The organism is Micromonospora eburnea (assembly GCF_900090225.1).
GTDB lineage: Bacteria > Actinomycetota > Actinomycetes > Mycobacteriales > Micromonosporaceae > Micromonospora > Micromonospora eburnea.
On record NZ_FMHY01000002.1, the window covers coordinates 7026367 to 7039021 of the forward strand.

Sequence of the window (12655 nt, forward strand, 5' to 3'; positions counted from 1 at the left end):
CTCACTGTGCCCGCTCGCCTGGGCTTAGCGGCAGGGGTACGACCGGGACCCGGTCCCCGACCTCGCCCGAGGTGCCGGGCCGGATCACCGCGAAGCCGTCCGCCCCGGCCAGCCCGCGCAGCATCGCCGAGCCGGCGTGCCGCAAAGGGTGAGCGGTGCCGGCCGCCCGGTCGAACCGGACCAGGGCCAGGTGGGTGTGGTCGCCGCGACCTGGAATCGGCTCGGCGAGGGTGGCCTGCGGCAGCATCGGCATCGGCCGCCCCTGAAGGCCGGCGAGCAGCGGCGCGACCAGCGAGACCAGCGCCACGACGGCCGACTGCGGGTTACCGGGCAGTCCGGCCACGAACCGGACCCGGCCGTCGCCGTCCACCAGCCGGGCCAGCAGCATCGGGAAGCCCGGACGGACCGCCACGGTGTTGACCACGTAATCCGCGCCGAGCGCCGCCAGGGCCGGATGCAGGTGGTCGACCGGACCGTGCATGGTGCCGCCGGTGGTGCAGACCAGGTCGGCGTCGGCCAGCGCACCCCGCAGGGCCGCCACGTGCGCGGACAGCGTGTCGGCCACCGGGCCCACCACGTCGGCCGGGTGCACCTGGCAGCCGTACCGGCGCAGCCACGCCGGCACCGCCGGGCCGAGCGCGTCGCGGACCCGGCCGGCGCCCGGCAGGCCGGAGGTCAGCAGCTCGTCACCGAAGACCAGCAGCGCTGCGCGCGGCTGCCGGCGGACCCGCAGCGAGTCGTAACCGCAGGAGGCGGCCAGGCCGATCAGCGCCGGGTCGACCGGCGTGCCGGCCGGCAGCAGCTCCTCCCCGGCGTACGCCTCCTCGCCCGGCTCGCGCCACTCGGCCATCGGGCGCGGGGTGCCGGCGACCCGGCCGTCCGCGGTCCGGGTCGACTCCTCGATCCGCAGGATCGCCGTGCTGCCCGCCGGGACCATCGCGCCGGTGGCGATCTCGACGGTGCTGCCGTCGCTGGTCAGCGGGGGCGGGGTGTGCCCGGCGAGCACCCGACCCACCACCTGCCACGGGCCGTCCCCGCGCACCGCCCAGCCGTCCACGCTGGAGGTGGGAAACGCCGGCAGGTCGGTACGGGTGGTCAGCGGCTCGGCGAGGGTGTGGCCGTCAGCGTCGGCGAGCGGACGATCGACCGCGGGGAGCGCGGCGGCGAGACCGGCCTCGTACACCCGGGAACGGGCCTCCGCCCACTCGACCGGTGACGGCGCGGCGACCTGCGCCGCCGTGGCTGCGGTTTCCGTGCTCATTCGCCGAGCCTAGCGCCGGTGCGAGCGGCGGGTGCGGTCAGTGGTCACCGCCGCGGAGCTGCTCGACGGCGTGGCGGAGGATCGGACCGAGCACCGCCAGCCCGTCCTTCGCACCGCCCCGGGAGCCGGGCAGGTTGACCACCAGCATCCGGCCGGCCACCCCGGCCAACCCCCGGGACAGGGCGGCGGCGGGAACGGCGACGCGGCTGTGCGCCCGGATCGCCTCGGCGATGCCGGGGATCTCGTAGTCGAGCAGGGCACGGGTCACCTCGGGGGTCCGGTCGGTCGGGGTGATGCCCGTCCCGCCGCTGGTCAACACCACGTCGATGCCCTCGTCGCGGGCGGACCGCAGCGCCACGCCGACCGGCTCACCGTCCGGCACCACCACCGGCTCGTCGACCTCGCAGCCCAGCTCACGCAGGCCGGCGACGAGCAGTGGGCCGCTGGTGTCCGCGTACACCCCGGCGGCGGCCCGGTTGGAGGCGACGATCACCCGGGCACGGATCACGGCCGATCCTCCGGCCGCACCCATTCGCCGGTCTTACCGCCCTCCTTGCGCAGCACCCGTACCGCGTCCACCGACGCCGCCGGGTCGACGGCCTTGACCATGTCGATCAGGGCGAGACCGGCGACGGCCACCGCGGTGAGCGCCTCCATCTCCACGCCGGTCCGATCGGCGGTCTTCGCCGTCGCGGTGATCTCGACCGTGTCGGCCGTCAGCCGGAGATCGACGGTGACGCCGTGCAGGGCGATCGGGTGGCAGAGCGGGATCAGGTCGGGGGTCCGCTTGGCACCCATGATGCCGGCGAGCCGGCCGACCGCCAGCGCGTCGCCCTTGGGCAGGCCGTCGCGGCGCAACAGCTCCACCACCTCGGGTGTGGTGCGGAGTCGGCCGGCGGCGACCGCGAGCCGGCCGGAGACAGACTTGGCGGAGACGTCGACCATCCGGGCCGCGCCGGCGGCGTCGACATGGGTGAGCTGCGCGGGATCGGTCACGGCCGCGAGCCTACCCATCGCGTACGGCGCGTCGAGCGCGCCGCGGCCGACGGCCGACCGGGGGTCCCAGCGGTAGCCTTCCGGCCCCGAGCCACAGCCCGGGCACACCCAGCAGGCGGATCTCCGCCAATCCACCCTCCACGGAGTGGTAACGGAATTCAAATAAGCGCTGTATTTAATATCAGAATAGGTGCAAGCCACCCTAAAGCCAGATAACGCGCGATCCGCCGCGCAACTCGGAACATATCAGAGAGCGACGACATTTTTTCTGTCCGTGGAGCAGCAGGTCGGACAGGCGCGAGAGGTCGAAGCAGGTCACCATGCCTGCGCCGAAGGGCTAGAGACAGTTCGTACGCCCACCTCGATAATCACACCATCGGAACGTCACCCTGAATACGCGTTCAGTCTTCAGCCAAAGACAGCGAGTGACAAGGGGTGACAGCATTGGCGCATTCTGCGTATATGGACATCTAATGGAACTAACCTGGTTGAAACACTCCTAAGATGGCCGATGTTGGTGGGGTCGAACGAACGACTCCGCAGGATCGACTGAAGGGCGAAGCCGATGCGTGGCAACGACTGGCTGTGATCAACGCCTTCCCGGGCACCGGAGCGGGCCGTACAGTACGGATACACGCACCGCTACGAGCGAGCGCGGTGGAGGCAGAAGGTGACTCGCGCCATCGCACGCGACAATGGGACCGATCGGCGGCTGTTGCTGCTTGTCGGTCTCGTCGTGTTTGCCGCAGTGGTCGCGACACTGGTCAGTCTCCGGCTCATTCAGGTCCAGGGACTGACGACAACGACGGACCTCACGCGGGCCGCCGCCGTGGCGTTCCTCGTCGCGGTCGGCGCGACCGTCAATGTCCGTATTCGCATCCGGGCCACCACGCACGGCATTTCCTGGACCGACGCCGCCTCGGTCGTTGGCTTGGCCGTCGCCCCCGTGCCGTGGGTTGTGATCGCGACCGGCGTGGGTGTCGCGGTCACCCGGGTGCTCGGTCGACTCGCCCCGATCAAGCTCGCGTTCGGCATCGCCAAGGAGATGGCACTCGCGGCGGTGGGCGGACTGGTCCTGGCCGCCTCGGGATGGACGTGGCCCTGGTCCGGGCCGATCGTCCACTCCCTTCCCGCCCTGGTGCTGGCGTATCTGGCGGTCGTCGTGCTGGACGAGCTGCTGACTTTCCCCGTCCTCGCCTTCGCGACGCGGACCCCGATCCTCAATCGCTTTCGCCAGCAGATCGACCTGCGGCTCGCGAGCGTGCTCGCCCGCTTCTCGGTGATCCTCTCCACCCTCCTGATCCTCCGGATCAACCCGACCTTCCTGGTCATCGTCCCGCCTCTGGTCCTGAGCCTGCACCTGGCGAACTCGAGTCGGGTACGGAGCCGGGCGGAGCGGGACGCCTGGCAGCGCCTCGCCCGCACCACCGACGCACTCAACGTGGTTGATCTGGACCAGGTGCTCACCACCGCGGTCACCCAGGCCACCGAGCTCTTCTCCGCCGACGAGGTCGACATCGAGCTCCGGGACGACGACCGCCTCGTTCGGGGGGCCGGGGGGCTCATCACCTATCGCGGGCCTGCCGGCAAACCCAGCGCCGTCGAGGGATCCGTGCTCGCCACCCGCCTCGAAGGACATGACCGGAGCAGCGACATCGGGGTGCTCCGGCTTCGTTTCGCCGGGCCGGTCGAGCTCTCCGAGCGGGAGCAGTACACCCTGCGTACCTTCGCCTCCGCGCTCTGCACCGCGGTCCGCAACGCCCAGGCGTACGCCGAGTTGGCCCGGATCGCCGAGGAGCACGCGTACGCCGCCACCCACGACGCGTTGACCGGGCTCTCCAACCGGCGGCACCTGCTGGACGAGGGCACCGAGCAGTTGACCGGCCGGCACGCCGACGGCGTCACCGCCCTGGTGCTGATCGACCTCAACCACTTCAAGGAGGTCAACGACACCCTCGGGCACGGCGCCGGTGACAGCGTGCTGATGCAGGTCGCCGACCGGCTGCGCGCCGCGGCCTGCCCGGGTGACCTGGTGGCCCGGCTCGGCGGCGACGAGTTCGCCGTCCTGCTGCGCGGGCTGCCCGCTCCGGCGGTGGCCGCGCACCGGGCCGAAGCCCTGCTGGCCGCCCTGCACGAGCCGCTCGATCTGGACGGCATGCGCATCAGTGTGGAGGCCAGCGGTGGCATCGCAGCCGCCCCGGCGAGCGGCGGGATGCCTGAGTTGCTGCGCCGGGCCGACGTGGCGATGTACCAGGCGAAGCGGTCCGGCCGGCGGATCTCCACGTACGCGCCGACCCGCGACACCGCCGACCTGGGCCGGCTCACGCTCGGCGGCGAACTGCCCCGCGCCGTCGCCGACCACGAGTTCAACGTCAACTTCCAGCCGATCGTCGACCTGGGCAGCGGCGAGGTGATCGGCGCGGAGGCGCTGGCCCGCTGGCACCACCCGACCCACGGCGTGATCGACCCGCTGCGCTTCCTGGAGACGGTGGAACGCTCCGGGCTGCTGCCCGCGTTCGCCGAGGCGATTCTCGATCAGGCGCTGATCGCGGCCGGTACCTGGCGGGACGCCGGTTTCGACCTGCCGGTCTCGGTGAACGTGTCACCGCGCAGTCTCCTCGACGCCCGCTTCCCCGGAGCGGTGCTGGCCCGCCTGCGGGCGCACGACCTGCCCCCGGACCGTCTCGTGCTGGAGCTGACCGAGACCCTGACGCTCAGTCAGCTCGACGTGGTGGACCGGGTGCTCAGCCGGTTGCGCGACTCCGGCGTACGGCTGGCCCTCGACGACTTCGGCACCGGCTACTCCTCGCTGTCCCTGCTCTCCCGGATCCCCGTGCACGAGCTGAAGATCGACCGCAGCTTCGTCACCGCGATGGAGAGCGCGACCGAGGCCGCCGCCGTGATCCGCTCCACCCTGGACCTGGGCCGCAGCCTCGACCTGATGGTGGTCGCCGAGGGTGTGGAGAACGATGCGCAGCGCCGGGCGCTCTGGGAGTTGGGCTGCGCCGCCGGGCAGGGGCACCTGTTCGCCCGGCCGTTGCCGGCCGGGGCGCTGCTCGCCGCCCTTCAGCGGGGCGCGGGTGGGCGGCCGGGCACCCTCGCGCCCCCGCTGCACGACGCGGGCGCGGTGATCCGCCTGCCGGGTCGCCGCTCGGGCGGACGCGCCCGAACGTCCGCCGCCGGATCCCCCGACCCGACCGCATGACCATCCCGGATCCCGGAGAGTTGACCCCGAGCTGCGAACGGAGACCATCCAAGATCCGCAGGCGAACAAGGGGCACGACGTGGGCGGGCGGCCGTCTGCGAGACTGGCCAGCGTGACCGCCGACCCCGACCGGCCCGCCACCGCCGCCCGGCGCTGGGCGGGCATCCACTCCGCAGCCGGCGGCCTCGCCCTCGACCTGGGTCTCTATGCCGTCTCGGCGGCCTTCGCCGGGATCACCGCCGCGACCTCCACCCTGACCCCGCACCGGGCCTGGGGGGCCCTCGCCACCGCCGGGTACGTGCTGGCGGCGCTCGCCGTGGCCGGCCAGTTCCTCGCTCGACGCCGGTCCGCCGGCACGCTGCTGGCCGGGCTGGGCGCCCGCTGGGCGGTGGCCGGGTTCGCCTGGGCCACCACCACCCTGCTGCCGCTGGTGGCGCAGAGCGTCCAGCGGGCGGCCGGGCGTACCGACCGGGCACAGGAGGAGGTGGTGGTGGTCGAGCACGCCGGCACCCGGCTCGCCGAGCACGGCACCCCCTACCTGGGCCACGACGCGATCGCCGCGCTGCCGCCGGCGGAACAGTTGCTCGGTTACACCCCGTACCAGCCGGGGATGGCGCTGTTCGGGCTGCCCCGGGCCGCCGCCGACGCCTGGTGGACCGACGCGCGGATCTGGTTCGCCCTGGTCACCGCCGCGGTGCTGGCCGCCGCGGTGGCCACGCTGCGGACCGCATCCGCCCCGGCCGCAGCCGGCCGAGGTCCGGCGGTGCTCCGGGGCGTACAGGCGGCGACCGTGCTGCCGGTCTGCGCGCTCACCCTGGCGACCGGCGGCGACGACCTGCCCGTACTCGCGCTCTGCCTGCTCGCGCTGGCCCTCGCCGCGGCCGACCGGCCCGGTCGGGCCGGCCTGGCGGTCGGCGCGGCCGGCGCGCTGAAGCTCTTCGCCTGGCCGGCGGCGGTCGTGCTGGTCTGCTGGGCCGCCACCCGCCGGGCTGGTCTCCGCGCCGCCCTCGGGGCTCTCGGGCTGCCGATTCTCGCGCTGCTCCCCGCCCTGCTGGTCGACCGGGACGCCCTGGTCGAGAACGTGCTGCGCTTCCCGCTCGGGCACGGTCTGGTGACCAGCCCCGCGCAGTCCCCGTTCCCCGGGCACCTCATCGCCACCGCACTGCCCGCCGGCCGGGTCGTCGCCGCCGCGCTGCTGGTCGCCACGGGGGTGGCGATCGCCGTCCGGCTCCTCCGCCGTCCGCCACGCACCGCCGTCTCCACCGCGCTGATCTGCGGGTACGGGCTGCTCGCGGCGATCCTGCTGATGCCGTCGACCCGCTTCGGCTACCTGCTCTACCCGATCGCCCTGCTGGTCTGGGCGCCCGCGCTGGCGGGCCCTCCGGCGCTTTACCGGCCCGGCTTTCGGGCGACTTCCGCCACGCGGCCCGCCGCGAAGGCGTAGACCTGAGAGCATGACCACCTATCGCGACCGGGCCGAGGCGGGCGACATGCTCGCCGGCCGACTCACCGACCTCGCCGGGCGGCCGGACGTCGTCGTCCTCGGGCTGGTACGCGGCGGGGTGCTCGTCGCCCGGGTGATCGCGGAGCGGCTCGGCGTGCCGATGGACGTGCTGGTGGTCCGCAAGCTCGGCGTCCCGTGGGCACCCGAGGTGGCGTACGGCGCGCTCGGCCCCGGCGGGGTGCAGGTGCTCAACGAGATGGTCGCCGGCCGGCTCAGCGAGACGGACCGGGCCGAGGTGCGGCAGCGTGAACAGGCCGAACTGGACCGTCGGGAGAGCCGGTACCGGGCCGGCCGCCCTCCGCTCGACCTGACCGGGAAGAGCGCGGTCATCGCCGACGACGGGCTGGCCACCGGGGCCACCGCCCGCGCCGCCGTACAGGTCGCCCGCCACCTGGGTGCCGCCCGGGTGATCGTGGCCGTGCCGGTCGGTTCCAGGGAGGCGTACGAGATGCTGGCCGCCGAGGCCGACCAGGTGGTCTGCCCCGAGACGCCACCTGACTTCGCCGCCGTCGGTGCGTACTACGACGACTTCCACGAGGTCTCCGACGAGGAGGTGACGGAGGCGCTCAGCGCCACCGCGTGAGAACACCCGGTACCGTCGACACCATGCAGCTCACCTGCCCCAAGTGCCACGGAGAAATGCGCCAGTACGAGCGCAGCGGCGTGATCATCGACCAGTGCGGCGAGTGCCGCGGCATCTTCCTCGACCGCGGCGAGCTAGAGAAGCTGTTCGAGGCCGAGGCGAACTGGAATCGGCAGCACGCCGGGCCGCAGGCCGCACCGGCCACTGCCGGCTACACCCCGCCGCCCCCGCCGCCCGCCGCCGCCCCGCACCAGCCCGCCTACGGCACCGTCCCGCCGCCCCCTCCGCCACCGCCCGGCCACGGCTACGCGCAGCCGGCCTACGGGCACGGCGGGCACTACGGCTACCACGGCCACTACAAGCGCAAGAAGCGCCACGGCTTCCTCGGCGAGTTGTTCGACTGACCGGCGTGGGCCGGGGCCACGTCCCGGCCCGTCCGCTCACGTCAGACGATGGCCATGTCGACGAAGCGGGACAGGTGCAGCTGGGCGGCGACGGTCACCGTGTCGGTGGGGCCATTTCGGTGCTTGGCGACGATGAAGTCCGCCTCCCCGGCCCGTGGCGACTCCTTGTCGTAGTAGTCGTCGCGGTGCAGCAAGATGACAACGTCCGCATCTTGCTCAATTGATCCGGATTCCCGCAAGTCAGACAATTGGGGTCGCTTGTCGGTGCGCTGCTCCGGGCCACGGTTCAGCTGACTCACCGCGATCACCGGGCACTCGACCTCCTTGGCCAGCAGCTTGAGGCCGCGGGACAGGTCGGCGACCTCCTGCTGCCGGCTCTCGGTGCGCTTCGGCGAGGTCATGAGCTGGAGATAGTCGACCACGATCAGCTTGAGGTCGTGCTTCTGCTTGAGCCGCCGCGCCTTCGCCCGGATCTCCATCAGGTTCATGCTCGGCGTGTCGTCGACGAAGAGCGGTGCCTCGCTGATCTCGCCCATGCAGCGGGCCAGCTTGGTCCAGTCGTCGTCGGAGAGCTGGCCGCTGCGCAGCACGTGCAGCGGTACGCGGGCCTCGGCCGAGAGGAGCCGCATGACGATCTCGACCTTGCTCATTTCCAGCGAGAAGATCGCCGACGCCTGGTTGGCGCGGATCGCAGCATTTCGGGCAAAGTCCATACTCGCCGTGCTGTTGTGCGTCGGGATCATGGACCGGCCGGCCAGGTAGAGGTGCTCGGGGTTGTCCACCGTGACGCAGCGTACCGGGACGCTGGCCACCGGCCGGACGTCCACCACAAGGCGGGCGCTGGTCCGTACGCCCGAGGACGTCCGCCGCCGCGCCGCGTGCGCCGTCCGCTTTCGAGTAAGCCGGAAGATCGGGTCGGGCGTGGAGAAGTTCACGGTGTACGCGGTCGAGGATTCCTCCGTCCGTCCCCGTACCTGCTTCTCGTTGATCGTGCACCGGTAGCCGAGGCTGACCACCAACTCCCGGACGCCCTCAATGAGGCGCTTGGAGGTGGACGTGTACTGGAGGTTTCCTGTTGGAGCCACCGTGCCGTCGGTATCCATCAAACCGGCGAGCAGCGCCCGACGTTGCGCCTCCGAAGCACGGAGGTAGTCCAGCGGGATGTGCTTCGCATGCGACACGCCGGCCCGCCGGAGCAGGGCCAGGAAGGTCCTGTTGCGGTCGTGGCACTCGGCACACCGACGGGACGAAGGGTTCTCACGGCGGGCCCTGGTGGAGCAGCCGCAGTCGACGCAGGTCAGATCGGGGTTCCCGGCGGGTGTGGGCAACACGATGGTGTAAACCATCGGCCCGCTGGGGCGTACGACGAAGCCGTCCTGCTCGACCAGGTCGATCATCTCGGCGTCCGCCGTGGTGAAGCGACTCGCCCCGGTGTGCCCATCGCCGAGCCACACGCCGAGGGTGTACGGCGGGACCGCCAGATCCCGCTCGGGCAGTTGAAGCGGTGCGCAGTTCTCCACCGCGTGGTTCAGCCGGCGGTCGGCCGTCTCCGTACGCAGCGTGGCGGCGATCTGCGCGGTGGTCACGACGCCGTCGTGGCTCCGACGCGCGCCGGCGTTGACGTGCCGCTCGGTCCGCTCGCGAAGGCCGGCCAGGAGTTCGCCGGCCGGGTAGCCGGGAGCGGTCAAGTTCCGCACCTTGCCGGCCCGGGTCACCGGGCGGCTCACCCGGCCGTTGGCGCCGACCTGCCGCGCGACGGTGTGCAGCACGTTGCGGAACTCGGGTCCGACCTGCTCGACGGTCTGCGCGAGGGTGACCAGACGGTGTGGCTCGGCTGCGGCCGTCGCCGCGACCGCCCGTACCTTGGCCAGTGATTCCTCGGACCAGTAGCGGCGCGGACGCGACTCCGGCTGGTGGCGGCTGGCCCGGGTGGTCGTCTTCCAGAGGTGCTCGGCGTCCGCCACGATCACGGAACCGTCGGAGAACTCGACCTCGTAGCAGGGGCGGTCGTACATGACGTCGAAAACGGCCGTGATGGTGGTCGGGGTGCCGTCCGCCGCAAGCAGCCTGTCTCCGACGGTCACCTCACCCATTGTGGTCCAGCCCTCGGGAGTGGGCAGCGGGGTGTCGAGCGCGAGGGCCTTACCCAGACCGGGCCGGCCGGCCACGATGATCAATTGGCCCGCGTGCAGGCCGTTCAACAGCCGGTCGAGGTCGCTGAAGCCGGTCGGCACACCGGTCATCACCCCGCCCTGGGCACCCACCGCCTCGATCTCGTCGAGGGTCGGCTGGAGCATGTCGGCCAGGACCGCGAAGTCCTCACTGACCCGCTTCTCGGTCACCTCGTAGACGGCCTGCTGGGCGAGGTCGACGATGTCGTCGACGTCGCGGCTGCCGCCCTGGCCGGTGCCGTACCCGAGCTGCACGATCCTGGTGCCGGCCTCGACCAGCCGGCGCAGCACCGCCCGCTCACCCACGATGCGGGCGTAGTACGCGGCGTTGGCGGCGGTGGGCACGCTGGCGATCAGCGTGTGCAGGTAGGGCGCTCCACCGATCCGGGCCAGGTCACCGGAGTCGGCGAGGGCGGCCGCGACGGTGATCGGGTCGGCCGGTTCGCCGCGCCCGTAGATGTCGAGAATCGCGTCGAAGATGGTGGCGTGCACCGGACGGTAGAAGTCGTTGGACTTGAGGATCTCCACGACGTCGGCGATGGCGTCCTTGGAGAGCAGCATGCCGCCGAGGACGCACTGCTCGGCGGCCACGTCCTGAGGCGGGGTCTTCTCGAACTGCGCGTCCCGCTGCGCCGATACGGGCGGTTGTCCACCGGTCCGCTCCGTACGCGTGTCGTCGGTGACCGACACGGTCCCCCCTCGCTGCGTCGGATCGAAAACCAGCTCCACCGCCGGGCCTCACAGCTCCGACGACCCCTCCGGTCGATCGGGGGCCACCGCCCGGACGGTCGGGGATCCACGATACGGAACCCGAGCTCAGACCCTCAACAATGCCGGTGGACGAGCCTCGGGACAACCTGTGGACGCCGGGGGCCGGCCTGTGCGCAGGTTGTGCACAGGGGTGTGGACAAGTGGTGGAGAATTCCGCACAGACCCATGCTGACCTGCGGTAATGCAATCCACACCCTGTGGACGACAGATTCCGGGTCAAGTCCTGGACCCGACCGTCCCTCACCACCTGGGACGAACGGCTAGACCTGGGCAGTGGGATTGCGATTCCGGTCGAGAACGGTCACGCTCCGGCCGTGAGTTACCGGGACTGGGGAATCGGGGAGGGCCGCGCGCCCGAGCACCACTCCACCCCGAGCCGCCGCCGTGCCGTCGAACGCGGCCAACAGGAGCCGGTCGACACGTACCTTCCCCAATGGGCGGTGGAGTCGGGCGTCCGCCGGGCGGACGGCGGCGGCCGGCACGCCGCCCCAGACGACGATGACGAGGCGGCGGCGCCGTATCCGGGCGTCGGGTGGCGGGCGGGCACCGGACGGCACCGGGAGGGCGACCGGCGTGCCGTCGGCACCGGCCCGGTCGGCGAGCACACCGCCGAGTGGACCCTGGACACCCCGCAGGAGCAGGGGTACGTCGGGACCCGGCGGGCCGAGTCCACCGAGGACGAGCCGGCTTCCGGGGCGGCCCGGCGCGGCCGGCCCCGGCGGCCGCAGGCCACCTGGTCGGGCCCGGGCAGCACTCCGGCCGCGGAGGAGAGCGACCAGCGGGACGCCGAGCGGCCCACCCGGCAGGCCGCGTCGGACGCCTGGGCCCGCCCGGCGGTCGACCCGTGGGAGCAGCCCCGGCCGACGGAGCAGCCGACGGTCGACCCGTGGGACGCCTCGGGTGTGCACGCCTGGGGCCGCTCCCTTCCCACCCGCCGGGACCAGGCGGAGGACACCGGCCGTTGGGACCATCTGGAGCACACGGGCGAGTGGAGCCGGTACGACACCGGGCAGTGGGACCGGTACGCCGAGGTGGACCGACGGGACCGCACGGTGCCGCCGGCACCGGTCCGGGAGGGCTGGGCATCGCCGGAGCAGGCCGAGGAGTTCTTCTCCGGCACCCGGCGAGCGGATGACGCCCCACGCTGGATGGAGGCGTCGACCTCCGCACCCGGCCCGGGTGGGTCGCCACGGCGGCGGGCGGCAGACCCGGTGGGCGCCGGAGGTGCCGGGGCCGCACCCTACCGTCGGCGGGACGCCCCCGGCGGCCGAACCCGACGGCGGATCGAGAAGGATCTGCTCGACCCAAATCCGGTCGGCCCGATCCGGCCGTTGGTCTACACCGCCGCCTGCTACCTGGTCCCGGCGCTGCTGCTCTTCGTCGGCCTGCTGTTCCTCGACGGGCGGGCTCCGGCGGGGTGCGTCACCGACCTCACCGGCGGTGGTTGCGACTCGCCGCGGGTACACGCCTTCGCGTCGATGGTCGCGGGCGGGCCACGGTTCGGGCTGGCGCTGGCGAGCAGTCTGGTCGTCGCGGTGGTGCTGCGCTGGGTCGGGAAGAGTTGGCGCTCGGCGACGGTGGCGCTGGCGGCGGCGGTGGTCGGGGGTGGCCTCTCGACCGTGCTGATCAGCGCGGTAACCGGTCAGCCGATCGGCTGACCGTCGATCTCTCCAGGTCTCGGCGCAAGACCGGCCTTCATTCGGTCCGGAACGCCGCCCAACGGGGCGGAGGGGCCGTATCACGGCCGCCAGGCGAGCTGG

Annotated in this window: 9 protein-coding genes; 5 read left to right on the top strand and 4 right to left on the bottom strand. The window is 72.5% G+C overall.

Annotated features, from left to right (window positions below):
* Position 1: 1 nt before the first annotated feature.
* Genes GA0070604_RS30900 through moaC form a run of 3 tightly spaced genes read right to left on the bottom strand, consistent with a single transcriptional unit; the run spans position 2 to position 2257 of the window.
* The gene (locus GA0070604_RS30900) at positions 2–1261 is read right to left on the bottom strand and encodes a molybdopterin molybdotransferase MoeA (RefSeq protein ID WP_091126611.1); all 1260 of its coding nucleotides are present in this window, start codon (positions 1259–1261) and stop codon (positions 2–4) included.
* Positions 1262–1298: 37 nt separating this feature from the next.
* The gene (locus tag GA0070604_RS30905) at positions 1299–1793 is read right to left on the bottom strand and encodes a MogA/MoaB family molybdenum cofactor biosynthesis protein (protein ID WP_377593441.1); all 495 of its coding nucleotides are present in this window, start codon (positions 1791–1793) and stop codon (positions 1299–1301) included.
* Positions 1766–2257 (bottom strand): cyclic pyranopterin monophosphate synthase MoaC, encoded by a 492-nt coding sequence (gene moaC, locus GA0070604_RS30910; RefSeq protein WP_091127536.1) that lies wholly within the window; start codon positions 2255–2257, stop codon positions 1766–1768. The genes GA0070604_RS30905 and moaC overlap by 28 nt, the downstream gene beginning before the upstream one ends.
* A 670-nt stretch (positions 2258–2927) precedes the next feature.
* On the opposite strand from moaC, the gene GA0070604_RS30915 reads away from it, so the two are divergent.
* The 4 genes from GA0070604_RS30915 to GA0070604_RS30930 all read left to right on the top strand — a co-directional run bounded on the left by GA0070604_RS30915 (position 2928) and on the right by GA0070604_RS30930 (position 7953).
* The gene (locus GA0070604_RS30915) at positions 2928–5462 is read left to right on the top strand and encodes a putative bifunctional diguanylate cyclase/phosphodiesterase (RefSeq protein ID WP_244162132.1); all 2535 of its coding nucleotides are present in this window, start codon (positions 2928–2930) and stop codon (positions 5460–5462) included.
* Between the two features lie 112 nt (positions 5463–5574).
* The gene (locus tag GA0070604_RS30920) at positions 5575–6906 is read left to right on the top strand and encodes a glycosyltransferase 87 family protein (RefSeq protein ID WP_091126613.1); all 1332 of its coding nucleotides are present in this window, start codon (positions 5575–5577) and stop codon (positions 6904–6906) included.
* Between the two features lie 10 nt (positions 6907–6916).
* Positions 6917–7549, top strand: a complete 633-nt coding sequence (locus tag GA0070604_RS30925) for a phosphoribosyltransferase (protein WP_091126616.1) — start codon at positions 6917–6919, stop codon at positions 7547–7549.
* A gap of 23 nt (positions 7550–7572) precedes the next feature.
* The gene (locus tag GA0070604_RS30930) at positions 7573–7953 is read left to right on the top strand and encodes a TFIIB-type zinc ribbon-containing protein (protein ID WP_091127539.1); all 381 of its coding nucleotides are present in this window, start codon (positions 7573–7575) and stop codon (positions 7951–7953) included.
* Between the two features lie 41 nt (positions 7954–7994).
* Here GA0070604_RS30930 and dnaB read toward each other — a convergent pair whose 3' ends face one another.
* Positions 7995–10814, bottom strand: coding sequence for a replicative DNA helicase (gene dnaB, locus GA0070604_RS30935; RefSeq protein WP_091127540.1), 2820 nt, complete (start codon positions 10812–10814; stop codon positions 7995–7997).
* A 395-nt stretch (positions 10815–11209) separates the two neighbouring features.
* Between dnaB and GA0070604_RS30940 the strand changes: the two genes are divergently transcribed.
* Complete coding sequence (locus tag GA0070604_RS30940) at positions 11210–12553, top strand: hypothetical protein (RefSeq protein ID WP_141721417.1); 1344 nt, start codon at positions 11210–11212, stop codon at positions 12551–12553.
* Positions 12554–12655: the final 102 nt, after the last annotated feature.

Excerpts from the sequence above, each read along its gene's own strand:
- GA0070604_RS30900 (WP_091126611.1), bottom strand. The coding sequence starts at position 1,261 with ATGAGCACGGAAACCGCAGCCACGGCGGCGCAGGTCGCCGCGCCGTCA.
- GA0070604_RS30905 (WP_377593441.1), bottom strand. The coding sequence starts at position 1,793 with ATGGGTGCGGCCGGAGGATCGGCCGTGATCCGTGCCCGGGTGATCGTC.
- GA0070604_RS30925 (WP_091126616.1), top strand. The coding sequence starts at position 6,917 with ATGACCACCTATCGCGACCGGGCCGAGGCGGGCGACATGCTCGCCGGC.
- GA0070604_RS30930 (WP_091127539.1), top strand. The coding sequence starts at position 7,573 with ATGCAGCTCACCTGCCCCAAGTGCCACGGAGAAATGCGCCAGTACGAG.